Raw genomic sequence first — 25,841 nt, 5'->3', positions numbered from 1 at the left:
CCGGTGTTTTCATGTGTCACTATCGATTCAACCAGCCGGTTTTGGTGGCGCCGGTCTGGGGAGAATCAGAATTTTGAGTTTCAGTCTCGGTGGAAGAAGCAGAAAGGTCAGTATCCAGAGACTGTTCAACCGTGGTGCCGGTCTTCAAACGGGTCAGCTGCGACTCAATGTAGTCGCGCAGGCCCTCACGGTACTTCTGCTCAAAGCCGCGCAGCTGCTCCACAGAGCCCTCAAGTTCTGACTTGGTATCCACCAAGTCGCCCAGAACCCTGGAGCGCTCTTCCTGGGCAGAGCTCAGCAGGTTCTCTGCTTCTTCGCGGCCCTCGGAGAGCAAACGCTCCTTCTCGCGCTGGCCCTCAGCCACGTATTCATCGTGAACCTTCTGAGCCATCGCCAGCAGAGATGCCGCACTTGAAGGATCAGCGGCAGGCACTGAACCGGTAGTAGCTTCATCGCCTGCAACAGCGGGCATAACAACGGAATCTGACTCAACGAAAAGATCCTGGCCTTCGCCCGCCGAAGCATCGGTTGCGCGGCTCTCTGCCTCTTCAACCTGACGCTTCAGGCTTGCGTTCTCTGCATTCAAGCGACGCAGTTCAATCACAATTTCATCCAGGAAATCATCGACCTCTTCGGGGTTATACCCCTCTTTGAACTTGGTCGCCTGGAAGCGTTTATTAATGACTTCTTCTGGTGTTAAGGCCATTAAAATTTCCCCTCTAATTTCAAGCTTTTCGCGGGCCACCCCGCGAAGTGATGCTATAAACCCTCAGCATCACTAACTCTAAAATTTTACATTTGATAGCTGATGTTTGCCTTCGCGAGAGCCTGAATGTCTTGAAAAATCGTAAGACTCACATCTACAGTTCAGCCCTCATCTGCCGAAAAAACGGCGGACGAGGGCTGGTTTTTAAGACATACCGGCGGTGATGTTGGCAAGAATGCTATAGACAAATCCCACCACGACCACCAGAATCAAGAACCCCAAGTCCAGGGCCATTCCACCAATTCGAAGGGGCGGAACCACCCTGCGCAGGAAGTTCATGGGAGGGTCGGTGACAGCGTTGACTGCCGAAGCAACCACCAGAACAATTCCCTTGGGCCGCCAGTAGCGGGCAAACATCTGAATCCAGTCAAAAATCAACCGAAGAATCAAGGCAAAATAGAACAGATAGACCGCGATGGTCAGTGCAGCAAAAAGAAAACCCATATTAGCCCTGGTTGAAGAGGTCTGAGGAATCGCTGTCGAGCGCTACGGGAACCTCAGCTCCCTCTGCCCCCAGAACTTCCAGGTTAGCGGGAGTCAGCAGAAAGACCTTGTCGGTAACCCGCTCAATAGAACCGTGCAGGGCAAAGGCCAGACCAGCGGAGAAGTCAACCAGCCGCTTAGCTTCAGACTCACCCATGTCGGTCACGTTCATGATCACCGGAATGTTCTCGCGGAAAGACTCGCCAATAATCTTGGCATCGTTATAGGAACGAGGGTGAATGGTGGTTATACGGCGCAATTCGTCTTCACTTTCGTTGGCGTCGGAAAATCTTTCGGAAGAGGGGGCGGGTTGGGCAGGGCGGGTCTCGGAGCCTGCGCCCCGAGAACTATCAGCTAAAGACTCAGAAACAGCGGAGCTGGCAACCGATCGAGCCGGCTTCTCACGCTTGGGCTCAATAATGGGCGCCAGGGTTTCAGGCTCATCGTCGACTTCTTCTTCATACTGATTCTGAAAATGTTCCTCAGAAACAGGCTGGGTATCGTAGGCTACCTGGGCCTCATCGAAGAAATCATCGTCGTGTTCATAGTCAGGCTCGCGAAAGTCATCGTGAGTCTTCCTGCGAGACTCGCTGGCAGGCTCGTGCTGCTCTGCCAGGCCAAGGTAGGCCATCGCCTGTTGGAGGGTTCGCCCTGCCATGATTACTCCCCTTCTTATAGCGCGAATTTTCTAAATCTAGCTCAGGTTAGAATCGCACTGAGTTTTACTGCACAGAAAAATAATGTGTTCGCTCCACTAGTTTACCAGCGGGCGGGAACCCATGATTTGCGACCCAACACGCACATTGGTGGAACCCCAGCGAATAGCCGCCGCTAAATCCCCGCTCATACCCGCTGAAATCTCTCGGGCATGAGGATAGTCTGCTTGAAGTTTCTGAGAAATCCCATAGAGCTTCTCAAAGGCTTGATCAGCGTCTGCTCCCAGCGGAGCCACCGCCATGACTCCCCCGCAGCTCAGACCCTCGGTGTTTTCTAGTAGCTCAGCCAGGGCCAGCACCTCTTCTTCTGAGGCGCCACCGCGCGCTCCCTGGGCAGCGTGGCCGGGGGCGACGTCGTCGTCCAAATTCACCTGAATCAGGCACTGCAAGCCGCCCAGCTCATAGGCAGCGGGAGCCTGGGCCTCTCCGGCTTCAAAGCGCGCCAGCTGGTTAGCGTAGGCCTTGCCCAGCGCCTTAACCAAAGACGCCCGATCCACCGAATGCACATCGGCAGCATACTTCACCACTGACTTTGCCTTATTAGTCTGTAGCTGGCCGATATAAGACCACCTCAGCGGCTCCCGACCCGCAACATGCTCGGTGAGCTCCTGGGCCTTGCTCGCCGCTTCCTGGTCGCGGTTCTCACCGACCCTGCGCACCCCCGCATCGTAGAGGGCGGCAACGTCAGAGGCGGGAAAGAACTTGGTGACCACCGTGAGCTTGGGCTGGGGCGAGTCAGTGGTTCGTACCCCGCTGAGATCAGTGGCAGCCTCAGCAATCTTGCGCTGAATCGCTTTGAGGTTCTCCGATAGTTCCTGATAACGCTGCGTTGAATATTCCATGCTCACTTCTCAATCCACACAAGACCGGCAATTCGCCCGAGGGGTTCTCCCCTGCGGTGGGAAAAGAGGCCTGAGTTCTCTAGTGTACAGTCAGCAAAATCGTGGTGCACCCGGGTGACCGCCTGGTGGGATTCAAGGACGGCGGCTGCGCCAGCTGGCAGGTTCAGGGCGGGTGTGTGCCAGGAGGTTTCTGCGTAAACAGCAGGCAGACTTCTACTAGATTCGTCTCTCATCTCGACAGGCACCTCGTAGCAGCTACCGCAAATGGAGGGGCCCAGCCAGGCCTGTATGTTAGCCGCACCCCGCTCAACCATCTTCTCCACGGTAGCCTCCAGCACGCCGTCCAGCAACCCTCGGCGACCCGCATGCGCCACCGCTAACACCGGCTGATGCTCATCGGTTTCTCCTACCAGTACCACGGGAATACAGTCTGCCACCATCACCGCCAGCGGCACCCCGCTAGTTGTAACCGCCGCGTCAGCCACCGGCGCAGCATCGCGCACCCGCTCAGCCTCAGCCTCGGTTTCAGCCCCGGCGGTTGCTACCGAAGAAATATCGGCGTCAAAAACGTCGGTGCCGTGCACCTGGTTGAGGTAGACAAAGCGCCGTTCACCTAAGCCAAGTTGCTGCTCTAACCGCTTGCGGTTGCGTAGAACAGCCACCGGGTTCTCTCCCACGTGGAGTCCCAGGTTGCCCGCTGCGCTGTTGGTAAAGCCCACCTGCACGGTGGACTTTCCAACCGCAAACTCTCTGTGCGAATGAAGTATCTCAGACATGATTTCCTACATGAAAATCGCCCCACCCGATAACCTTGAAACTCTCAAGATTTTCTAGGTGAGGCGAATCTTCTCTTAGACGCTTACTTCAGGAAGTCAGGCACGTCCAGCGAGTCCTTGCGCTGGTTCTGAGCCGGTTCCTCAACCACCGGGGGCAGGTCAACGTCGAAGCCCGCGTTAGAGGGAACGTCGTTGTTGTTCTGCTGCCAGGAGTTCTGCTGCTGGGAAGGTGCAGCCTGGGCGGGAGCTGAGGTGTTGTTGCCGAAGCTCTGCTGGTTGCGCTGAGCCTGCTGCTGGGCGCCCAAGTTGTTGTTGGCGTTGGTCTCGGGGTTAACCGAGTCGAAGCCAGCGGCAATCACGGTCACGCGAGCCTCATCGCCCAGGGCATCGTCAATCACAGCACCGAAGATGATGTTGGCATCGGGGTGGGCAACTTCCTGAACCAGGCGGGCTGCCTCGTTGATCTCGAAGAGGCCCAGGTCGGAACCGCCCTGAATGGAGAGCAGAACGCCGTGGGCACCGTCGATCGATGCTTCCAGCAGGGGTGAAGCAATAGCCAGCTCTGCCGCCTTAACCGCGCGGTCTTCACCTGAGGCTGAACCGATACCCATCAGGGCCGAGCCTGCACCCTGCATCACGGACTTAACGTCTGCGAAGTCGAGGTTGATCAGGCCGGGTGTGGTAATCAGATCGGTGATGCCCTGAACACCGGAGAGCAGAACCTGGTCAGCCGACTTGAAGGCATCGAGCATGGAGACGTTGCGGTCTGAGATAGACAGCAGACGGTCGTTGGGGATAACAATCAGGGTGTCAACCTCATCGCGCAGAGCGGCAATACCGGTCTCTGCCTGGTTGGAGCGACGGCGACCCTCGAAGGTGAAGGGGCGGGTCACAACACCGATGGTCAGGGCACCGAGGGAGCGGGCAATGCGGGCAACCACGGGAGCGCCACCGGTACCGGTGCCGCCGCCCTCACCTGCGGTCACAAAGACCATGTCTGCACCCTTGAGGACTTCCTCAATTTCCTGCTCGTGGTCTTCGGCAGCCTGGCGACCAACCTCGGGGTTAGCGCCAGCACCGAGGCCGCGGGTCAGCTCGCGGCCCACATCAAGCTTCACGTCAGCATCTGACATCAGCAGAGCCTGGGCATCAGTGTTGATTGCGATGAACTCAACGCCGCGCAGACCTACCTCGATCATGCGGTTGACTGCGTTGACGCCACCGCCGCCGATGCCGACGACCTTAATAACTGCCAGGTAGTTCTGGGGAGTTGCAGTGTCCATATATTGCCTCAATTGTTAAAGTATTCGGTGAGCCAAACCCTAAACCTTGAAGCCAAGGTTTAGAACTAGGTTCATTTTGACATAGGTTTTCAGAAGAAAGCGTACCAATAGAGACTAGTAGCTGTCTTATAAATTGTGCATGATTCGCTGTTTTTTACGCAAAATACAGGGAATCAGTTCCAACCTCTACTTTAGATTGAATTATTTGGTTGTGGGGACCATCGGAGAGGATACATCGTAGGTCGAAACGGCCCCATCTTTCCCCACTGAAGACCTCAACTGAGCTAAAACCTTAGCTTTAAGTTCACTGTCCTCAGCGGTGCCCCACACCACCCGGGTATCATCCTGCATGGTCAAAGCAATGGTCGAGGCAGAATCGGCCTTGGCCTCTTTAACCTGGGAAAGCAGGTCTGCAGGAAGGGCCTCAAGTACCGCTGAAATGGTGTTAAATTCCTGGCTGCCGAGAATACCGGTACCACCGTCTACCAGGGGCAGACCGGCACTTTCGACAGAGTCTACAGAGCCCAGCTGCTGCCCCTCGGCATCAACCAGTTCGTAGCTGCTTCCGTTTTTGACCACGGCAACAGGTATGCGCTCCTGCAGAGTAACCACCAAATCGTGCGGAGGGCGAGCCTCAACCGAAATGCCCCGCAACTTGTTGGGCTCCCCCACCAAATCGGCAACCTCTTGATCGGTGATTCGGGTGAGGGGCCTTCCCTCCAGAGGGCTCAACCGGTCTTCAACCGCCGACTTCTGTAGCAGCGAGGCTCCCTCCACCGTAATGGTCCTGGTGGCTAAAAGAGGTGAGTAAAAAACAACCCCGATGAAGAGCAGGGCCAGTACCGCAAGGGTTGCCAGCGCTACACCCCATTTTTTCCAGCGGGAACCGGTGAAGGCCCGCCGTCTGCCTGACTTAATCGGGGTTACCGGAGCAGCTTCATTCTGCTCCTGTTTCTTTTTAGGGGCGCGCTTGGTCTGCTCCCGCCACTGGGAGAACTTGCTGGGCGGCTGGGCCTCTACCATCTGGTTTTTATCCAGAGGTGCTACCCGGTCTGAGTTCACTCGAATGCGCGGGCGCTGAGCATCCTGGCCGGTCTGCTGAGAGCCTGAACGGTGGGAGCCCACGGTTAGTCCTCCGCCAGCTGGGCAAGCTGATGAACGATCTGAGGCCCGTATTCAGTTACGTTGCCGGCGCCCACGGTCATGATGACATCGCCGGGCTGAGCCTGGTCTACTATCCGCTGAATGGCCTCCTGCGGAGTTGCTACATAGTGCACTTCCGAATAGCCCGCATCGGTAATCAGGCGCGAGGTCACGCCCTCAATCGGCAGCTCCCGGGCGGGGTAAATATCCATCACATAGGCTCGGTCAGCCTGCGACAGTGCCCGAGCAAACTCCGAAGCAAATTCTCGGGTACGGGAGAAAAGATGGGGCTGGAAGAGCACGTAGAGATTGTGGCCGTCTGCCACAGTGCGGCCCGCCTCAAGAGCTTTCTGTACCTCGGTGGGATGGTGGGCGTAGTCGTCAAAGACCTTGACGCCGGCGACGTCCCCCCGCAGGGTAAAACGCCGGTCGGTTCCGCGGAAGTGGGTCAGCGCCTCAAGTACAGCCTCGGGGCTGGCTCCGGTAAGCAGGCCGCAGATGAAGGACGCCGCCGCGTTGAGCTGGTTGTGCTGACCCGGCACATTCAGTCTCAGGCTCGCTGCTCCGGTATAGGTCTTCTCCCCCACGGTAAAGTTCCATTCCAGCTGCGAGGAACATGAAATACCCTCGCTGGTAGTAGCAGAAATCCGCACGTGGGCATCTGGGGATTCTCCGTAGGTAACCGTCTCTACCCCGGCAGCAAGTGCCCGCTGGGCCAGTGCCACAGCACCGTCGTCATCGGCGCAGGTGACCAGCACGCCACCCTCCGGCATAGAAGCCACGAAGCGGTTGAATGCCTCATAGACCTTCTCTGCGGTGCCGTAAAAATCCAGGTGGTCGGGCTCAACATTGGTCACCACCGCAATCTGAGGGCGATAGCGCACGAAGGAACCGTCGGACTCATCGGCCTCGGCCACGAACCAGGGCTGATCCGCAGAGCTCAGCTTGGCGTTGGTATCGAGACCCGCCACCACGGAGCCCACCGCGAAGGAGGGATCGTAACCCAGGGCATCGGCCATCACCGAAATCATGGAGCTGGTAGTGGTCTTACCGTGGGTTCCGGCAACCGCAATCACCGAAGAATTGTGCATGGTCGCCGCCAGCGCCTCAGAACGGTGAATCACCTTAAGCCCCAGCTCGCGCGCCCGAACCAGCTCGGGGTTATCTTCCTTAATGGCGGTCGAGACCACCACGGTATCTACGTCCACAATATTGGCGGCGTCCTGGGGCACTGAAACCTTCACGCCCAAAGACCGCAGTTCTTCCACAGCAGCGGATTCAGCCCGGTCAGAGCCCGAAACGCTCACCCCGGCCTGCACCATGAGGCGGGCAATAGCAGACATACCTGCCCCGCCAACGCCCACAAAGTGCACCCGACCCAAGTCCTGCATGCGCAGACGCTCGGGAAAGGGAGGGTTGAGGGGGCCGGGCATATCGAGCTCGGTGTTCATGAGGGGTGCCATCATTTTTTCGCCGCCTTTATCACTTCGTGAGCCATGACCGATGCCGCGTTGCGGATACCCTGGTCAGATGATTTCTTTGCCATTGCTTCCAGCCTCTGCGGGCTGGCCATCAGGTGGGGAATATTGGAAACGAACCAGTCAGCGCTAAAGTCTGAGTCATTAATCAGAATGCTCGCCCCGGCATCGACAAGGGAGCGGGCATTGAGCGCCTGCTCGCCGTTGCCAATCGGCAGCGGAACAAAGATAGCGGGTAGCCCCACCGCTGCCACCTCAGATACCGTGGCAGCACCGGAGCGCACCACCATCAAATCTGCCGCCGCATAGACATCTTCCATGCCGGTAATAAATTCAACCTGGTGGTAGAGAGGGGCCTGCAGAAGCTGGTCGTTCGTATCGCGCAGAGCCTTCTCGCGGCCGGTAATGTGAAGCAGCTGAAAGCCCCATTCCTCTAGCCTGTCATAGATTTCTGCCACCGCCCGGTTGAGGCTCTGGGCGCCCAGCGACCCGCCGGTGACCACCAGGGTTGGCAGGTCAGGGTCAAGGTTCAGGCGCTTGCGAGCTCCGGCGCGCTCTGCTGCCCGGTCGAGCTCCTCGATGTTCTTGCGCATGGGCATGCCCACGTGGCGGGCTCCGGTGATAGGGGTCTGGGCAAAAGCGGTGCCCACCATAGCGGCCTTGCGCGCGCCCACCTTATTCGCCAGGCCGGGCTTTGCATTCGCCTCGTGAATCACCACGGGAATTCCCAGCTTATTGGCCGCCAGGTACATGGGGGTGCACACATAGCCGCCCACTCCAACCAGCACATCCGCCCGGGCTTCCTTCAAAATCTTCTGCGCCTGCTTGAGCGAGGCGGCAAAAAGTCCGGGGAATTTGAGGGCCTGCAGGTTAGGCCTGCGGGGAAAGGGCACGCGCGGAATAAAGGCAATGTCGTAACCTGCCTGCGGAACCAGCTGGGCTTCCATGCCATTTTCGGTGCCCACCATCAGGATCTTTGCCTGCGGTTCGAGCACCCGGATCTCGCGGGCAATAGCGAGCATGGGATTAATGTGCCCGGCGGTGCCGCCACCGGCAAGAACAATGGACGGTGACTCGCTCATATTCTCTTTCTCCAGACTAAATTTCCGTAGTGCTCAATTTTACGTTCCCCGGGGCTTCAAACCCAATTGGCGGGTTGGCTACTCTTTTCTTGGGCCGCCGGAGCGGTGCTCCCGGCCCCTGCGAATGCTCTTCAGCGGTGCCAGACCCGGCGGGAGCTTAGACTCCCGCTTCTCCTGTGGCTTGCTCTGGGCAGGTTTCGGGGTGGCTGCAGAAGTAGCCCGAGGACGATGCGCCCCCTGCTGGCCTGCGCGCTGCGGCTGGCCCTGCTGCCGGTTCTGCTGGGGTCTGGTAGTTTTCCGTTGGCCGGAGCTCCCACTGCCCTGCCGCCGGTTCGCCGAGGCTCGGCCGGACGGCGTCGTCCTTGCCTGGCCAACCCGCCTATTAGTTGACGGGCGGGTCGAACCCGAGCGCCCCTTCTGCGGTGCCCTCGGCCCCAGTCCAAAGACCGCCAGTAGGTCGTAGATATCGAAACCGGCATCGTCCCCGGCGGCATCCAGGCGGGTCTGCTCTGCTTCGACAACCCTGCCTAAGCGGCTTCGGCGGGCACGTTCCTTGGGCGTCTCCCCAGCATAGTAGGTGGTCGAACCGTCCGCGACAATGGGCTGAAGCGGTGTTTGGCGGGCAAAGGCTATCAGCACGCCCGTAGCCGCCAGCAAGGAAATCAGCGAGGAACCACCGTAGGAGATAAAGGGTAGGGGCACGCCAATCACCGGGAGCATACCGGTGACCATAGCGATATTGATGCTGGCCTGGCCAATAATCCAGATCGCGATAGTTCCCGTAGCCAAGGCAATAAAGCGGTCTGTGGTGCGCAAAATGATGCGGATGCAAACGTAGAGCAGCGCCAGGTACAGGATCACGATGAGCAGGGTGCCCAACAGGCCCAGCTCCTCCCCGATCACGGCAAAAATGTAGTCGTTATGGGCTTCGGGCAGATAGTTGTACTTCTGACGCGACCGGCCCAGGCCCACGCCCCAGAAACCGCCGGTAGCAAGGGCTGCAAGGCCCGACTGGGACTGGTCGCAGGTGGAGCCTTCACACTGTCCAAAGACACCAAATATACGGGCAAGTCGGTTGGGAGAGGTCAGTACCATCGCGCCGAAGCCCAGCAGAATCACCAGCAGCGCTATCAGGTAACCCCGGTAGTTCATGCCCGCCAGCCAGAGAATGCCCAAAAGCATCATGGCGTAGATCATCAGGGTGCCCACGTCGTGACCCAGCAGAATCAGGACGACCAGGGGCACGAAGCCAAAGAGCAGGGGAAAGTAAGCCTTGCGGAAGTAGCGGGAGATACCGCCCTGCTGGGAAAGAACCCAGGACATCCAGAGGGTAATTAGTAGCTTAGAAAGCTCAGAGGGCTGAATCGAGATGCCACCGAACTGAATCCAGTTGCGATTGCCGTTGACCGTGGTACCGATTGCCAGCACCAGCACCTGCATCAGCAGGGCCAGCGCCAACATAGAATGCATCACCCATTTATTGCGGTACCAGGTCACCGGCATAAAGCTCAGGGCCACCATGCCAACTACACCAATCACCGCAAAAATTGCCTGGCGCTGTACCTGGGTAAAGGGAGAAGCACCTGCGGCAATCTGCTCCACGCTGGAGGCAGAAAGCACCATAATCAGTCCCAGCGCTGTCAGCGAGAGGGCTATAGCGGCCAACAAAATTGGCAAACCGCGCAACGAAGACATAGAGACACGGCGGAACTCCCGCTGTGCGCCCCGGTAAATTCCCCCTCCGATTTTTCGCAGGAGGCCCGGTTCATCAGCGTGAGCCCTTTGGGTGCCGCTTGAAGCTGTTTCTGAAGTCACTCGTGAGGCCCCTTTACCTTGACTCTCTTCTACCTGTTCAGCCGGTTTAGGCGCGGTCTGAATTGATCTTCTCAACCAGCTCCGCCACCGCATCGATAAAGGCGTTACCGCGGTCTGCGTAGGAGACGAACTGATCCATTGAAGCTGCCGCGGGTGCCATGAGCACCGTATCATTCTGTTCTGAGAGCTCGTGGGCCTTAGCCACGGCCTGTCGCATCACGCTCTGGCCGTCTGAGGAATCCTCTACGCCGGAGGTAATATCAACCACCGGCACCTCGGGGGCGTGCTCCTTCAGGGCGCTCAACAACCCGGCGGTATCCGTTCCAATCACCAGCACCGCCTTGAGTCGCTGCTGGTGCTGGCTGACCAGCTCTGCATAGTCCACGCCCTTGGAGAGTCCACCAGCAATCCAAATCACCGGGTTAAAGGACGCCAGGGAGGCGTTGGTGGCGTGCGGGTTGGTTGCCTTCGAATCGTTGACCCAGAGCACCCCGTGGGTGTTGGCCACCGGCTGAATGCGGTGGGCGCCGGGCTGGAAGTTTTTCAGACCCTGCTGGACGGCGCGGGGTTCGATTCCTGCCGCGCGGGCCAGGGCCGCCGCCGCCAGGGCATTCTCTACGGTGTGTTTGGTGGGTAGCTCGCCGGTGTCTGCGACTTCGGCGACCTCCAGGGCCTCTTTCTGCCGGTTCTCGGTGAAGGCCCTATCGACCAGCAGGCCTTCTACCACGCCCAGCATCGACAGGGCAGGGGTGTCTGCCCAGAAGCCAATCGCCCGGCAGCCTTCTTGCACGTCGGCGTCCTCAACCATCGAGATAATCTCGGGCTGGTTAGCGTTGAAGATGCAGGCCAGCTGGGTGTGCTCATAAATGCGAGCCTTATCGGCAAGGTAGTTGGCGTAGCCCTCGTGCCAGTCCACGTGGTCTTCTGCCACGTTGAGCACAACCGAGGCCAGAGGCGACATCGAATGAATCCAGTGCAACTGGAAGCTTGAGAGCTCTACGGCGAAGAAGTCGTATTCAACGGGGTCGCGTAGGGCATCGAGAATGGGGGTGCCCACGTTGCCCACAGCAATCGCCTTGTAGCCGGCAGCCTGCAGAATCGACTCGGTCATACCCACGGTGGTGGTCTTACCATTGGTGCCGGTAATGCAGAGCCACTGCGGGGTCTTACGCCCCTCTCGCTGGTTCAGTCGCCAGGCGAGTTCAACGTCGCCCCAAATTTGAACCTGCTGGTCAACGGCCTCAGCCAAAATGCCCAGGCTGGGGCGCAGACCGGGGCTGGTCACCACGAGATCGGGCTTCTGGCCCTCGACCAGGGGAAGGGTGTCCATAGCGATCTCCCCCAGCAGAACCTCGGTCACGCCCACAATCTTGAGGGTGTCAGCCTTGCTGCGGTTCTCCTGAGAGTCCTTGCCATCTACCACCACCACGCGGGCGCCCAGTTCCACCAGAGTATCGGCAGCGGAGAAGCCAGAAACACCCAGGCCGGTAACCACCACGCGCAGCCCCTGCCAGTCAGAATCCCAGCTGGTCAGTGCCTCAAGACGCTCGTTGTGATAGATCGGATTTTCGTTGCTAGCCTTCATGGTTAGACAATCACTCCCCCATTGTTCAGAAGCCAGTCACCGTAGAAAATGCCCAGGGCAAGCAGCACGCAGAGGCCGGCGACAATCCAGAACCGAACCACCACGGTTACCTCTGCCCAGCCCTTGAGCTCAAAGTGGTGCTGAAGGGGCGCCATACGGAAAATGCGCTTGCCACCGGAGAGCTTGAAGTAGCCCACCTGTAGAATCACGGAAACCGAGATAGCCACAAAGAGACCGGCGATAATAATCAAAAGCAGCTCGGTACGGGTCAGAATGGCAAAGGCTGCCAGGGCTCCGCCCAGGCCCAGAGAACCGGTGTCACCCATAAAGATAGTTGCCGGGGAGGTGTTCCACCAGAGGAAGCCAATCAAAGCACCAATCAGGGCTGCTGCCAGCATGGCAAGCTGACCCGGATCGCGCACCTCGTAGCAGGCGCCGGACGATTCGGGCGAGCAGAGCTGGTTGGTCTGCCACATAGAGATCAGCATGTAGCCGGAGAAAACCAGAATAGCTGCGCCAGTTGCCAGACCGTCAAGACCGTCGGTGAGGTTCACAGCATTGGTGGTAGCGGTAGCAATGAGGTTTGCCCAGATGACAAAGAGGATTACGCCCACCACCGGGCCCGCAAAGGCTAGGTCGAGGGCGGTATCACGGGTAAAAGAAATGTGGGTTGAGGCGGGAGTCCAGCCCTTGTCGTTGGGAAAGAAGAGCGCCAGCACACCAAAAATCACGCCCACCGCGCCCTGAAGCACAATCTTGCCCTTGGGGGTCAGACCCTCAGACTGCTTCTGCGAAATCTTTTTGAAGTCGTCGATAAAGCCCACGCCCGCCATTCCCAGCATTAGGAACATCGCTAGCAGAGCTGACATAGAAGGAGACCAGCGGGTATCAAAGAAGAGGGCGGTAATCCAGAGGGAGAGGAAGAAACCTGCCACGGTTGCCACCATCATCATGGCACCGCCCATGGTGGGGGTGCCCCGCTTGGTCTGGTGGCTGGTGGGGCCGTCCTCACGAATAAACTGACCGAATTGCTTGCGCACCAAAACCCTGGTGAACAGCGGTGTTCCCACAATGGAGATCACCAGAGCAATAGCAGCTGACAGAAGAATGGGAATCATTACTTCAGGGTGCCTTCCCGGTCGTTATCCGAATTATCTTGATCAGGCAAGGTTTCATTGCCAAATTCAGAGTTTACCGCGCCCACCTGCTCGCCCGCACTGAGCCAGCGTGCGTTGCTTCTCTCATTCTCCCTCAGCATCAGCTGATCCATGGTGGCGACTTCTTCGCCCAGCTTGCCCATGCCAGAGCCGTTCGAGGACTTAAAGAGAACGATATCGCCCGGTGCCGCTTCTTCGCGCAGAATCTCCAGTGCTTCTTCGGCAGTTTCTACCCAGGTAGCCTCATTGCCCCAGGAGCCTTCAAGATGGGCGGCGTTGTAGGCTGGCTTTGCTTCCTTACCCACCACTACCAGCTTGCGGATGTTCATGCGCACCGCCAGACGACCCAGACGGTCGTGCTCCTCCAAGGATGCCTCGCCGAGCTCTAGCATGGCACCCAAAATCGCCCAGTTGCGACGACCGGAGTCGCGGCCCAGGTGAGCCAGGGTGCGCAGAGCAGCAGCCATGGATTCGGGGTTAGCGTTGTAGCCGTCATTGATGACGGTAATGCCGTCGGGACGTTCGGTACGCTGCATACGCCAGCGAGAAACTGCCTTGGCAGCATTGAGCTCGCGGGCAATAGTTTCAGGGGCAAGACCCGCCTGGAAAGCCACGGTAGCAGCGGCCAGCAGGTTAAAGACGTGGTGTTCGCCAATAAGCTGGGAGGCAACATCGAAGCGTTCTCCGCCGGGGAAGACCAGTTCAAAGACCGGGCTACCGTTTTCATCGGTGCGCAGGTTCTCGGCGTAGATGCGGGGCTGGTCGCCGCCGTCATGGTTCTTCTCCCCCACGCCAAAGTAGACCGTGGGAACCTTGGAGCGGGAAATCATGCGGCGCACGCGGTAGTCGTCGTCATTGAGCGCCAGGGTCTTGCCCGCGCCCTCGGCCAGCTCGCCCTTGGTCTTCTCGATGTTATCGACGCCGCCGAACTCGCCGGCATGCGCGGTACCCACCTTAAGCACCACCGCGTGGTCGGGCTGGGCAATATTGACCAGGTACTCGATGTTACCCACGTGGTCGGCGCCCATCTCAATCACCAGGTAGCGGGTGCTTTCATCGGCGCGGAAGATGGTCAGCGGCACGCCCACTTCGCCGTTGTAGGAGCCCACGGGAGCAATGGTCTCCCCGGCGGTTTGAAAAATCCCCGCCAGCAAATCCTTGGTGGTGGTCTTACCGGCTGAGCCGGTGATACCCACCACGGTAAGCTCTCTGGCGGCCCGCATCTGCTCCACACAGTACTTGGCCAGACGCCCCATCGCCAGCACGACGTCGTCCACCATCACCTGTGGGAAGGCTTCGCCGGAGGAATCGCTAACCTGCCGCTCAGTCATCGCCAGCACCGCACCCGCCTCAAAAGCGGTTTCCACAAACTTGTGGCCGTCGGTTACTTCGCCGGGCTTCGCCAAAAAGAGGCTTCCGGGAGTAATTTCGCGGGAATCGGTGGTAGCTGCGGTCACGAAGAGAGATTGCGCCCGGTCTTGGTCAAGGCCAAGCAGGGTGCCTCCGGTAGCCTCAGCAACCTGAGCACTCGATAGTTTAATCATGCAGACGCATCTCCCAACATAGAACGGTAGGCGGGCAAAACTTCAAATCCGTGGTGAGCCAGCGCGCGGGCCACCTCAACGCGGTCATCCAGATCGAGGTTGACGCCTGCGACCTCCTGGGCGACTTCGTGGCCGCGGCCAGCCACCAGAATGGAATCGTGGGGGCCAGCAAGGTCAATAGCCTTTTCGATTGCGGCGGCGCGCGGAGCCAGGTTGAGAATCTCGGCGGCGCGAGCGCCGTCCTTCTGAGCATCGCGCGCACCCGCTTCTACTGCGGCGCGAATCGGCTCGGGCGCTTCGTCGTGGGGGTCGTCGTCGGTAATAATGACGACGTCGGCGTGGCGGGCGGCAATCTCACCCATGATGGGGCGCTTGAGCTGGTCGCGCTCTCCCGTGGCACCAAAGACAATCATGACCCGGCCGTCTTCGTGGGCGGGATCGATTGCCTCTAGCGCCCGTTGCAGGGCATCGGGGTTGTGGGCAAAGTCAACAATGGCGGTGGGAGCCGTGCCAATGAGCTGCATTCGACCGGGAACCACCGGGGTCAGGGTCTCTGCCTCAGCCAACCGAGCAGCCAAGTCGGCGGTGTTCTGACCCGACTCATAGACCATCACCGCTGCCAGAGCTGCGTTGGAAACGTTGAAATCAGCCGGGAGCTGGGTCGAAGACTCGATACGCGCACCATCGCCGCGCACCACGGTAAAGCGGTGGCCGATGCCCTCTCGCTCCACCTCAGTTAGCACCCAGTCCTGCCGACCCAGATGAGCGGGAAGTTCCTGCACTCCGCGGCCAAAATGGGTGGTGAGGGCTACAACATTCTCAGCCCCCATAGCCGTCCGTGCCCGGTCCAGCATCGTCTGGCCCCAGGAGTCATCGGCACAGATGACAGCGCGGCGGGACTTCTCAGGGGTAAAGAGGGCTGCCTTGGAGGCACAGTAGCTCTCCATGGTGCCGTGAAGATCCAGGTGATCCTGGGTGAGGTTGGTAAAACCCGAGACGTCATAGCGTACGCCGTCTACCCGGTGGTAGTCCAGCGCGTGGGAAGAAACCTCCATCGCCATGGAGCTAATTCCGCGCTCTGACATGAGCGAAATCAAAGAGTGAACATGGGGAGATTCGGGGGTGGTCAGCTTGGAGGGAATCGGCTGAGAACCGGCCAGAATCTCGATGGTGCCGATCAGGCCGGTGGTGTGCCCCAGCTTCTGCATGATCGAGTTAATCATGTAGGTGGTGGTGGTCTTACCGTTGGTTCCGGTCACGGCAAAAAGCGTAGGCGCAGAGCCGTCTTGGGGCTGGGAGTTATAAATGACGGCGGAGAGCGGGCCCACGAGTTCCCGCAGGTTCTCGCTCACCAGCAGACCAACTTCGCCGGGCAGCTCACCGACCAAATCCACACCGGCCCGGTCGGTCAAAAGCGCCGCTGCTCCCGACGATACCGCAAGGTCCGCGAACTGAGCGCCGTGGGATTTGGCGCCGGGCAGAGCAACGTAGAGATCCCCCGGCTGTACCTCACGCGAGTCCATGGTGATGCCACCGATGGTTGTGCCTTCACGCACCAGCTCCGTGGCAAAGCCGTGCTCATTCAACCACCAAGCAATCTCAGTAGCCGACTTTCCTTCTACCGTGCTCGGCCGCAGCGACTGCGCGGTACCGCTGCCGATAGATTCTTCGGTGCTCATGTTCTCCTGTGCTTTCATAACGACTTTGATTTTATAGCCTTACAGATTCTCTTGCTCTTTAGCTTCCCTCACTTTAGGGCAGAAAGTTATCTCGCCCCAGCTAGTCTGAACCTTTCAGATCTTCTTCAAACTTGGGAATTTCAACGGGTTCAGTGGTGGAGAAAGGCACGTGGTAGGTCTGCAAAACTTTTTCCATAATTTCAGAAAACTGGGCCTGGGTTCCCGCGCTACCAACATTCGAAGCGTCAGCCTTAGGCCGCTGCAGGGTCACACTCACCATAAACTGAGGGTCTTCTAACGGAGCCACCCCGCAGAAAGAGGTGGTATAGCCGTCATAACCGGCCTTAGTCTCACTTGGAGCCTCTGCGGTACCGGTCTTGCCGCCTACCCGGTAACCCTCAACCTGGGCGCCCTTGGCATTTTGAATCACCACATTTTCCATGAGCGAGAGTGCCTTACGAGCGGTCTCTTCACTGACCACCCGCACTCCCTCTTCAACGGGGCGAACTTCCTCCACGCCGTCCTCGGAAATCACAGCGTCAATAATGCGGGGCTTTAGCTTTACACCCAAGTTTCCAATGGTCTGATAAATCAGGGAGGTCTGCAAGGGGGTTTGTGAGACACCCTGGCCGAACAAAATGGTGTACTGCTGGCGGATATCCCACTCGTTATAGTCGGTGACCATGCCCTGGCTTTCGCCGGTGAGCTCAATCCCCGTGTAGTCACCCATGCCGTACTTCTTCAGCCAGTTATAACGCTGTTCTCGGCTGAGCTTGCTACCGGCCATGACCGTACCGGTGTTCATCGAGTCGGTGATAATTCCGGAGAAGGTTCGCTTTTCAGCGGGGTGGCTGAAAGCATCGTTAATGGTCTGACCTTCAATCTCAAGTTCAGGTGGAATATCAAAGACCGTGCGAGGCTCTACCAAGCCCTCTTCCATCACCGCAGAGGCGGTCAGAATCTTCTCGGTTGAGCCCGGCTCCACTGCCTGACTAATGGCGCGCGGAGTCATATCCTCAAGCTCAAACTTGTCTGAACCGGGATCCATGGTGAAGGAATCCGCCAGCGCCAGAATCGAACCGTCCTTGACCTTCATGACCACCACGGTGCCCCACTGAGCCTCGGTATCTTCTACCCGTTTCTTAATGACCTGCTGGGCAAAATACTGAATATCCTGGTCAATCGTCAGGCGCACATTCTTACCGTTAACCGAAGGTTTAACCTGCTCGTCACCCACCGGTATACGAACCCCGTCAGCTGAAATCTCATAGACCCGCTCACCATCGGTACCGGCCAGAACATCACCCATCACCCGCTCAATACCCACCGAGTAGTCAGTCATCTGGGTCTGGTCGCTACCCTCAACAGCCTCTTCAATCATGCTAAAGCGACCAACAATTGAGCCGCCCACCTGGCCATTGGGGTAGAGGCGGTCGGAGAGAATCTCACCGTAGACAAAGGTTGCTCCCAAGTCTGAGATACTGTCATAGACCTCGGGCGGAACGTTTTCTTTAATGACCTTGTACTTGCTATCACCGTCGAGGGCAGCTTTGACCTCGGTATCCTTCATCTTCAAGATATCGGCGAGCTTATAGACCAGCTGGGTAGGGGTAATGGTTTCTTTCTCATTGGTGTTAGGAATAAACCGCTCGTACTCCTGCACCGCGGTTTGGTCAACGGTAATGTTGTAACGCTGCACCGACCGGGCCAGCACATTGCCGTTGATGTCCATAATCTCCCCGCGCAGGGCAGGAACAGTCTGAACACGGGTACGCTCAGAACGAGCCTGCTCTGCATGGCCCGCAGGGTCGAACCCCTGAAGGTAGAGCAAGCGCAGCCCGAGAATACCCAGCCCCGCCGCTCCACCAGCACCGGCAATAAAACCTCGCCGACTCAACTGGCGGTGCCGATTGGGGGTGGGTTCAGGTGAATCAGTTGTGCTCAACGAATCGTGCCCTCTTGCTCGTGATTTCTCAAAGTAAACGAGGTGCCCGAAGAAACTCCTCGGGCACCCTCAGTCTAGTTGTTATTTTGCGAACTGTTATTGTCGGTACCGGCTGTAGGTTGCTCGGCACTGGGTGCAGGCTCAGGCTGAGAAGAACCGGAAGCACCGGGCTGACCCGCCGCGCTAGGAGATGCTGAGGCACTTGCTTCGGCCTCGGCCTTCTTCTTTTGCTCTGCTTCCTCTTTCTTCTTCTGCTCCTCAGCCCGTTCACTAGCGGTAGCGGAGGCTTCGGTGTCATTCAAGGACGGCGGATCAATCAGGTTCTTAGGCTGATCTTCGCTCTTGGTCGCCGCTAGGGGAACACCCGTCACCTTACCGGTCTGCAAATCAATACTTGCCTGAACATCGGTAGCTATCAGCCCCAGCTGAGAAGCACGCACCGCCAAATCCTGCGGAGCCTGGTAATACTCAATCTCCTGGGCCAGTGCCTCATTCTCCTGAGTCAGAGTTTCTTCCTGGGTTCTCAACTCCACCAAGTCGTACTGGCGGGAGGCAGTCATAATATTAATGAGCAGAATCAGCAGGAGCACCAGCGGAATCATAGAAAACACGGTAATCATCAAACGCCGACTGGTACGAGGGCTTGCCTCAGGCACCAGTGCCCGCTTGTTCTGCTGCTCGCCGTTTTCAGAGCGCACTACAGACAGGTGTCGGCTTTTTTTCTCAGGACTTCTACCCGGAAACTGCGGCTCGGCACTCATGATTACTTCCTCGTGCTCTTAATTTTTTCTGCTGCCCTAAGCTTCGCGCTAGCGGCTCGCGAGTTTTCTTCAATCTCAACCTCGGTAGGAGGTTCAGCACCGCGAGTCAGAACCTTGAGTTCTGGCTTGTGCTCTTCAAGCTCCACCGGAAACCCCTTGGGAGCTGAAGAAGTCGCGCGCGCGGTGATGGCGCGCTTAACCAGCTTGTCTTCGAGACTGTGATAGCTCATCGCCACCAGCCGGCCACCCACGTTCAGAGCATCGATAGCGGCAGGAACAGCCCTCTCCAGAGCATCTAGCTCATGATTGACTTCAATACGCAGGGCCTGGAAAGTACGCTTCGCGGGGTGTCCCCCCTTACGTTGGGCCCCCACCGGTACAGCAGACTGAATAACCTTAACCAGTTCGCCGGTAGTGGTCAAAGGTTTTTCCTCGCGTGCCTTAACAATCGCGCCCGCAATCCGACCGGCAAACTTCTCTTCGCCCCAGGTGCGGATAATTCTTCTCAAATCGGCTTCGTCGTATTCATTGACCACAACCGCCGCCGTGAGTTCTTCAGTAGAATCCATGCGCATATCCAGTGGTGCATCATAGGAGTAAGCAAAGCCGCGCTCGCGTTCGTCCAACTGCATGGAAGAAACACCCAAATCAAAGAGCACGCCATCCACACCGTCAAGACCCAGCTCGTCCAGTACCCGCGGAATTTCATCGTAGACCGCATGAACGGGCTTAAAACGGTCACCAAAAGCGGCAAGGCGCTCCCCTGCCAACCTGTGGGCCTGCAGGTCACGGTCAATCCCCACCACCGTGAGATCGGGAAAGCGCTGAAGCATCGCCTCAGAATGGCCGCCCATACCCAACGTTCCATCAATCACCACAGCACCGGGCTTTTCGATTCCGGGTGCGAGGAGCTCAAGACAACGGTCAAGCATCACCGGCACATGCCGGTCTTTGGCCTCCTTGGCCGTGAGATTAAATCCCTCGGTCACTCTTGCTCCTTTAGCTGAGTTTGCTTTGCCCTACAGTGTTTTCTAGGGCAGAAAATCTAAGAGTTCTTCCTGGTCTGTTTCAGAGAATTCATTCTCCTTCTCGGCCAGATAGTTCTCCCAGGTGGTGCGATCCCAAATCTCTGCACGAGACCCTGCACCGATAACCGTAAGCTCCTTACCCAGACCCGCATAGTCGCGGAGCATAGGCGGAATGGTCACCCTACCCTGCTTATCGGGAACCTCATCAGAGGCGCCCGAAAGAAAAACTCGAATATAGTCACGCGACTGTTTGGAAGAAATGGGGGCACTTCTGAGACGCTCGTGCACCTGCTCGAACTCCCTCATGCTAAAGACATAGAGGCAATGCTCCTGCCCACGTGTTAAAACCAGCCCCTCTGCCAGCTCATCACGAAATTTTGCGGGAAGAATCAGCCTGCCCTTTTCATCGAGACGCGGTGAATAGGTGCCCAAGAACATGAGCTATCACCTGCCTTCGCACCGAGGGTTCGTGCCCCGCTTCCTACACAAACTACAGCCATGTTGTTCTACTTTCCTCCACTTTACTCCACCCCACTCCACAATCAATGAAAGGTCACCCCATTTCGCTTCTTTTTGACAGTTTTCACAGGGTTTTTGCGGTAGAGGGCTGGAATTCGGGCACAAAAAATGAGGGCACTTTCAAAAGCGCCCTCATTTCGAAACTTATTTTCTAGAGACCCCGATTACGGCGTTCGTCCCACTTGTCTTCCAAACCGCGCATGAAGTTGGAGGTGTTCTGGGGCTTACGCTTGCCCGCTGCCGACTTAGCACTATCCTTGGCCGAGATCGTTCCTGAACCCTTGTGAACGGTTGCAAAATAAACACCGGCAGCAGCCACGACAAAACCCAGCACACCCAGCAAAATCAGCTTGGTAGAGACACCGGCGATAATAATTCCCAGGCCCACCAGAACCACCAAAATACCCAGCACCACGTTGCGCAGAGAAAACCGGGTGACCGGGCGTGCTTCATCAGCGGCCATCGACGAGGCAAAACGAGGATCATCAGCATTGAGCTGCTGCTCAAGCTGTTCCAAGAGCTTCTGTTCATGCTCAGAAAGCGGCATGGGTAGCCTCCTTATCAGTGGCGCGCTGGATAGTTGACGGTGCGCTAGTAGTTAAATGATACATAGTGATGTTTAGCTTCACCATATGAAACCTTCTTATTACCCTCTTCTCTCAGTGGATTTGCCGCTGACTTTGAGGAAGTTGGCGGGAAGTAAGCCCTCTGCACCAAATTTCTGCTGAATGGCATCCATAGCTGCCTCAGCTCCGTGCCAGTCGCGGGAGTAGTTCTGGGCAGTCGGCTGCAGGGTGTCATCCAGCAGGGACTGTTGCACCCCGGATTCCCGCCCTTCCAGCTTCTCTGCCCGCACCCCCAGCAGACGGATGGGCCGGGGAACCCGCCCTGCGGCGTCCACAATTTCTAGTTCCCGCAACCTCTTCATCACCGCTCGGTGAATCTCCCTGCCGGAATCGGTGGAGCTTTCTAGCAGGCAGGATCGACTGAGTGTCTCGAAGGTGTCGAAGCGAATTTTTAGGCTCAGCGAGCGGCTCTGCCGCTGGGCCTTTCGCAAGCGGCGCCCCACCGCCAGGGAAAGTTTGAAGATCTCACGGCTAATTTCTTCGGCATCGGTAGAGTCCTGCGCAAAGGTGTGTTCCGCCCCCATCGACTTCTCCTGCCGAAAGGTGACCACCGGCCGGTCGTCAATGCCCCGGGCTATCTGAAAGAGGTGCGCCCCCGCCGCCCTGCCCAACCGAGCCATCAGAAAATCGAGATCGTACTCACGTAGCTGGGCTACGGTATGGATTCCCCAGGACTCAATGGTGGAGGCGGTTTTCGGCCCCACTCCCCACAGCTTTCCCACCGGCATGGGGTCAAGAAATTCCTGCACGCGATGCGGCGGAACCACCCAGAGCCCGTTGGGTTTAGACCCCGACGATGCCATTTTGGCTATAAATTTTGAAGACGAAATGCCCACCGAGCTGGGTAGCGCCAGCTCCTGCCAGATTCGCTCGCGCACGGACTGGGCCACATCAACGGGGTTGCCCAGTCGTCTGAGGGTGGGGGTGAGATCCACAAAGGCTTCGTCTACGCTGACCTGCTCCACACGGTCGGTCACATCGTGCAGAATGGCCATGACTGCCCGTGAGTAGCCGCGGTAGTTGGCGCTGGGTTCAACGATGGTTGCATCGGGGCAGAGCTGGCGAGCGCGCTCCAGCGGCATGGCCGAGCGCACGCCAAAGGTGCGAGCCTCGTAGGAGGCTGAGAGGACGACGCTGCGGCTGCTTTCGCGCGCTACGATGACTCTCTGCCCCTTAAGTTCAGGCCGGGCCAGGAGCTCAACGGAGACAAAGAAGGCATCCATGTCCAGGTGCATAATCACGCGCTGATCAGGGCTACGGTGGCTATCGGACTGAGAATCGTGCACGCTACCCCTCACCTACCCAGAGCTCATTCTTCGAAAGTATATTCGATTCTACCCTGAGAGGGGCCTGTCTTCAATCACCTGGGTGAAGCACTAACTAGCTCTGGCCTTGGCCGGTGGCATAAGCTGGGGAGGAAAGAATTTCACGGCAGAAGGGTAGCGCGCATGGAGCCTCGGGCGAGGGAGAAGGCTTTGACGTCTTTGACTGAACAGATTGAGGGTGAACAGGCCACCTTTTTACAGGCGCTTGAAGATGAGCTGGCTCGTTTTTTTGAGTCCCAGCGAGAGGTGCTGGGCTCTATTTCACCTGAGGCTACCCCGCTCCTTGATTCAATCCGCCAGCTCTCAACCGGCGGCAAACGCTTGCGGGCTCTGCTGTGCTACTGGGGTTGGCGCGGTGCCGGGGGAACACCCAATGACCCCCGTGTGGTCAAGGCGGGTGCCGCCATTGAGCTTTTTCAGTCGGCCGCCCTGATTCACGACGATATTATCGACCGCTCGGCGACCCGCCGCGGTGCCCCCGCCGTCCACAAACAGTTTGAGAACATGCACGCCGAGCAGGGCTGGCTGGGCGACCGAAACCTGTTCGGCATGACCGGCGGAATTATTGCCGGCGATCTCTGCCTTTCCTGGTCTGAGGCAATGTTCTCTAGCATTGGCGCCGAGGCCGCCGCGGGCTTTGAGTCGCGGCGGATTTTTGACCTCATGCGCACCGAGGTGATGGCGGGCCAGTACCTGGATGTTCTGGGTGAAGTGGTGGGCTCTGAGGACTACGACCTAGCCCTGAGCCGCGCCCACAATGTGATCCGCTATAAGTCTGCCAAGTACTCCTGCGAGCACCCGCTTGCTCTGGGCGGCGCCCTGGCCCAGCAGCTCAAGGCTTCCCAGGCAAACCGGCTGGTCGATTCCTACCGCGCCTTTGCCCTGCCGCTGGGTGAGGGTTTTCAGTTGCGGGACGACGTGCTGGGGGTTTTCGGGGCACCGGAAGAAACCGGCAAGCCCGCCGGTGATGACCTCAAGGAGGGCAAGCGCACCGTGCTGGTGGCGCTGACCGAAAAGAACACGTCCCCCGAGGAGAGGGCCCTGCTCAACGATTCCCTGGGCAAGCAGGATCTCAGCCTGGAAGATATTGAAAAGCTACGCTCCATGATTATAGCCAGCGGCGCTCTAGCCGAGGTCGAAAAAATTATTGCGCAGACCCAGACTACGGTGTCGGCGGAGCTAAACGATATGGAACTAGAGCCCCTGGTCAAGCAGGCGCTGGAAGCAATCGTGGCAAAAATTTTACACAGGGCCTCTTAACCCGGGCTTTTTAAAAAAAGAGAGGCAACCCCTGACCGGGCCGGCGAACAGCCAAGCGGTTGGGGGTTGCCTTTTCACTATGTCCGATGACCTACCAGGCCATAGCCGATGCCCGGCGGCGGATTTCGGTTTTCCGGCCGTCGATGAGGGCGTCAATCGGACGACCGGGCAGGGTCTCGTCTTTGGTGAAGAGCCACTCGATGGTTTCTTCGTCGCTAAAGCCAGCGTCTGAGAGAACGGTTAGGGTGCCTTTGAGGGACTCCAGCGGCCGGTTCCCATTAATAAAGAGAGCGGGTACCTTGCGCACGCCGGTTTCGGGGTCGCGCAGAGCAAGTATGGCGCGGTCTGAGATGAGGTTGTGAACGCGGGTCACCTTGAGATCAAGGGCCTCGGCAATATCGGGAATGGTGGTCCACTCCCCTACCAGTTCAAAGATTTCAGCAGTTTTTGCGGTATTTTCTTCAGTCACGTTTCAAGTGTGCCATTGAAGCCGGCTATTTTGCTAGATTTGCGCCCCTCGTGAAGCGACCGTGCCTGCACGCATCTGAGAGTTTTTCACCAAGTTTTCAGCTTTTTCCCCTAGTATGGTGAGCAATATGAGCTCACGTACAACGCAATCTTCTATGCCCTGGCTGACCGGCGAGATTTTTGCTGGCCATTTTGAGGTGGGCAGGTTGATTGCCCGGGGCGGCATGGCAGAGGTCTATCACGGGGTTGACCTGTGGTCCAATAACCCGGTGGCTATCAAGGTTCTCTTTCCTCACCTAGCTACTGATCCCTCGCAGCAGCAGAAGTTCTTCCGCGAAGAGAGGTCCCTGCGCCAGATTAGCCACGACCACGTGGTGGGTGTAATTGATTCGGGAACCCAGCAGATACGCGGCTACGAGATGATGTTCATCGTCTTGGACTACGTGCACGGTTGCACTCTGCAGCAGTTGCTCGCCGTGCGGCCGGTGCTCTCGGTAGGTGAAACCCTCGAGATTATGATTCCGGTGGTTGAGGGGCTCTCAGAAGTACACGCCCACCGGCTCATTCACCGGGACATGAAGCCCGCCAACGTTTTGCTTTCCTCCGCCGAGCAGAGCGTGAAGCTCACCGATTTTGGGTTGACCCGTCGCACCGACCAGACCTGGACGGGCGAGCTGATGGGAACCCCCGCCTATGTTGCCCCCGAAATTATAGATCCCCAGGCCAGAGTTGGCCCCGGCGCCGATATTTTTGCCGTGGGGATTATGCTCTTTCGAATGCTCACCGGCAGGCTTCCCTTTCCCGGCATGGGCGATGACCAGCAGGTGATTTACCACAACGTCAATACCGAGATTCCCTCGGTAGCCCAGTTTGCCCCGGGGGTTACGCCTGATTTGGCGGGGGTTATCAAGTGGTGCACCCGCAAGCAGGCCTCTGCCCGCCCCGCCGATGCCACCGAGCTCTTTGAAGTGCTCCAGGATATTTCAGCCCAGCTCACTGACTCCGAGCTGGCCTATCGGGCCGATGTCTCTAGCCCACCGACCGAGACTCTCTGGGAGTCGGTGGAGACCGTTGCCGACCGCACCGGAGCCACCAAAATTCTGCAACAGACCCCGATTTCTGGTTTCGCCTGCCCCGAGGAAATCCTTGAGGACTCCGAGCTTGAAGCCTCTCATCTAGACGCGGCTGAGCAGTACCTGCCCACACCCATTGCCGGTGTGGGCCCCGAGCCTGCCCCGAAGAAAAACCCGAATTTTGAACCGATTTCCGCCGAATATAGACCAAAACCCGCCGGCTCTGTAGCCAGCGGGCAGGATTATGGTCAGGACGACGCCGCTGAGGCTGGTGCGCACCTGCAGGAGACAGAGGCAACCGACCCGCGACGTCCTGCGGTCAGATGGAGGGAGGCACCCAGCCCGGTGGCCCTCATTCTCACCGCAATTATTTTGCTCCTGGGCTTTCTCGGAGCCGGGTTTGTGGGCTGGCAGCTGGCGAACTCCCTGCTGGGCTCCGCCTGGTTCGAGGCCTGGACCTCGCTCTTTTCAGCTACCAGCCCCTAGA

The 25,841-nt window shown here is 58.1% G+C and carries 23 protein-coding genes; 2 read left to right on the top strand and 21 right to left on the bottom strand.

The annotated features are described in order from the left end of the window. Positions 1–19: 19 nt before the first annotated feature. From IEV00_RS00340 to dinB, 20 genes are all read right to left on the bottom strand, one after another. A complete protein-coding gene (locus IEV00_RS00340; protein WP_188358369.1) occupies positions 20–706 on the bottom strand; it encodes a DivIVA domain-containing protein in 687 nt (228 codons plus the stop codon). Positions 707–910: 204 nt separating this feature from the next. Beyond that, positions 911–1,210 (bottom strand): YggT family protein, encoded by a 300-nt coding sequence (locus tag IEV00_RS00335; protein WP_188358368.1) that lies wholly within the window; start codon positions 1,208–1,210, stop codon positions 911–913. Between the two features lies 1 nt (position 1,211). Next, complete coding sequence (locus IEV00_RS11200; RefSeq protein ID WP_188358367.1) at positions 1,212–1,907, bottom strand: cell division protein SepF; 696 nt, start codon at positions 1,905–1,907, stop codon at positions 1,212–1,214. Positions 1,908–2,003: 96 nt separating this feature from the next. Continuing rightward, on the bottom strand, positions 2,004–2,807 hold the full coding sequence (locus tag IEV00_RS00325; protein WP_188358366.1) for a YggS family pyridoxal phosphate-dependent enzyme: 804 nt from the start codon (positions 2,805–2,807) through the stop codon (positions 2,004–2,006). A gap of 2 nt (positions 2,808–2,809) precedes the next feature. After that, positions 2,810–3,583 carry a purine nucleoside phosphorylase YfiH/LACC1 family protein gene (locus IEV00_RS00320; RefSeq protein ID WP_188358365.1) on the bottom strand — a complete coding sequence of 258 codons (774 nt, stop codon included), beginning with the start codon at positions 3,581–3,583 and terminating at the stop codon, positions 2,810–2,812. Positions 3,584–3,666: 83 nt separating this feature from the next. Continuing rightward, positions 3,667–4,866 carry a cell division protein FtsZ gene (gene ftsZ, locus IEV00_RS00315; RefSeq protein WP_188358364.1) on the bottom strand — a complete coding sequence of 400 codons (1,200 nt, stop codon included), beginning with the start codon at positions 4,864–4,866 and terminating at the stop codon, positions 3,667–3,669. A 201-nt stretch (positions 4,867–5,067) separates the two neighbouring features. Beyond that, positions 5,068–5,991 (bottom strand): cell division protein FtsQ/DivIB, encoded by a 924-nt coding sequence (locus tag IEV00_RS00310; protein ID WP_188358363.1) that lies wholly within the window; start codon positions 5,989–5,991, stop codon positions 5,068–5,070. Between the two features lie 2 nt (positions 5,992–5,993). Further along, entirely contained in the window at positions 5,994–7,472 is a 1,479-nt protein-coding gene (murC, locus tag IEV00_RS00305; protein ID WP_188359385.1) for a UDP-N-acetylmuramate--L-alanine ligase, read from the bottom strand. Further along, on the bottom strand, positions 7,472–8,569 hold the full coding sequence (murG, locus tag IEV00_RS00300) for an undecaprenyldiphospho-muramoylpentapeptide beta-N-acetylglucosaminyltransferase (protein ID WP_188358362.1): 1,098 nt from the start codon (positions 8,567–8,569) through the stop codon (positions 7,472–7,474). Before murG ends, murC begins: the two co-directional genes overlap by 1 nt. 78 nt (positions 8,570–8,647) lie before the next feature. Then, complete coding sequence (locus IEV00_RS00295) at positions 8,648–10,384, bottom strand: FtsW/RodA/SpoVE family cell cycle protein (RefSeq protein ID WP_188358361.1); 1,737 nt, start codon at positions 10,382–10,384, stop codon at positions 8,648–8,650. Between the two features lie 46 nt (positions 10,385–10,430). Further along, a complete protein-coding gene (murD, locus tag IEV00_RS00290; protein ID WP_188358360.1) occupies positions 10,431–11,969 on the bottom strand; it encodes a UDP-N-acetylmuramoyl-L-alanine--D-glutamate ligase in 1,539 nt (512 codons plus the stop codon). Between the two features lie 2 nt (positions 11,970–11,971). Further along, complete coding sequence (gene mraY, locus IEV00_RS00285; RefSeq protein WP_188358359.1) at positions 11,972–13,087, bottom strand: phospho-N-acetylmuramoyl-pentapeptide-transferase; 1,116 nt, start codon at positions 13,085–13,087, stop codon at positions 11,972–11,974. Further along, on the bottom strand, positions 13,087–14,670 hold the full coding sequence (locus IEV00_RS00280) for a UDP-N-acetylmuramoyl-tripeptide--D-alanyl-D-alanine ligase (RefSeq protein WP_188358358.1): 1,584 nt from the start codon (positions 14,668–14,670) through the stop codon (positions 13,087–13,089). Before IEV00_RS00280 ends, mraY begins: the two co-directional genes overlap by 1 nt. Further along, a complete protein-coding gene (locus tag IEV00_RS00275) occupies positions 14,667–16,349 on the bottom strand; it encodes a UDP-N-acetylmuramoyl-L-alanyl-D-glutamate--2,6-diaminopimelate ligase (protein WP_229722981.1) in 1,683 nt (560 codons plus the stop codon). The genes IEV00_RS00280 and IEV00_RS00275 overlap by 4 nt, the downstream gene beginning before the upstream one ends. A 100-nt stretch (positions 16,350–16,449) precedes the next feature. Next, a complete protein-coding gene (locus tag IEV00_RS00270) occupies positions 16,450–18,294 on the bottom strand; it encodes a peptidoglycan D,D-transpeptidase FtsI family protein (RefSeq protein ID WP_188358356.1) in 1,845 nt (614 codons plus the stop codon). A 74-nt stretch (positions 18,295–18,368) separates the two neighbouring features. Then, a complete protein-coding gene (gene ftsL / locus IEV00_RS00265; RefSeq protein ID WP_188358355.1) occupies positions 18,369–19,055 on the bottom strand; it encodes a cell division protein FtsL in 687 nt (228 codons plus the stop codon). A 2-nt stretch (positions 19,056–19,057) separates the two neighbouring features. Beyond that, a complete protein-coding gene (rsmH, locus tag IEV00_RS00260) occupies positions 19,058–20,044 on the bottom strand; it encodes a 16S rRNA (cytosine(1402)-N(4))-methyltransferase RsmH (RefSeq protein ID WP_268234160.1) in 987 nt (328 codons plus the stop codon). 42 nt (positions 20,045–20,086) lie between these two features. After that, positions 20,087–20,521, bottom strand: coding sequence for a division/cell wall cluster transcriptional repressor MraZ (gene mraZ, locus IEV00_RS00255; protein ID WP_188358354.1), 435 nt, complete (start codon positions 20,519–20,521; stop codon positions 20,087–20,089). A gap of 232 nt (positions 20,522–20,753) precedes the next feature. Next, the gene (locus IEV00_RS00250; RefSeq protein ID WP_188358353.1) at positions 20,754–21,149 is read right to left on the bottom strand and encodes an SCO2097 family morphological protein; all 396 of its coding nucleotides are present in this window, start codon (positions 21,147–21,149) and stop codon (positions 20,754–20,756) included. A 99-nt stretch (positions 21,150–21,248) separates the two neighbouring features. Beyond that, positions 21,249–22,514 (bottom strand): DNA polymerase IV, encoded by a 1,266-nt coding sequence (dinB, locus tag IEV00_RS00245; protein WP_188358352.1) that lies wholly within the window; start codon positions 22,512–22,514, stop codon positions 21,249–21,251. A 189-nt stretch (positions 22,515–22,703) separates the two neighbouring features. Between dinB and IEV00_RS00240 the strand changes: the two genes are divergently transcribed. Continuing rightward, positions 22,704–23,813 carry a polyprenyl synthetase family protein gene (locus IEV00_RS00240; RefSeq protein ID WP_229722980.1) on the top strand — a complete coding sequence of 370 codons (1,110 nt, stop codon included), beginning with the start codon at positions 22,704–22,706 and terminating at the stop codon, positions 23,811–23,813. A 91-nt stretch (positions 23,814–23,904) separates the two neighbouring features. On the opposite strand, the gene IEV00_RS00235 is transcribed toward IEV00_RS00240, so the two are convergent. Further along, positions 23,905–24,282, bottom strand: coding sequence for an Rv2175c family DNA-binding protein (locus tag IEV00_RS00235; RefSeq protein ID WP_188358350.1), 378 nt, complete (start codon positions 24,280–24,282; stop codon positions 23,905–23,907). A gap of 127 nt (positions 24,283–24,409) precedes the next feature. On the opposite strand from IEV00_RS00235, the gene IEV00_RS00230 reads away from it, so the two are divergent. Then, positions 24,410–25,840 (top strand): serine/threonine protein kinase, encoded by a 1,431-nt coding sequence (locus IEV00_RS00230; protein WP_229722979.1) that lies wholly within the window; start codon positions 24,410–24,412, stop codon positions 25,838–25,840. Position 25,841 lies beyond the last annotated feature (1 nt).

This window comes from Rothia aerolata (assembly GCF_014635585.1).
Taxonomy (GTDB): Bacteria; Actinomycetota; Actinomycetes; order Actinomycetales; family Micrococcaceae; genus Rothia; species Rothia aerolata.
This window is presented reverse-complemented; position numbering and strand designations above follow the sequence as displayed.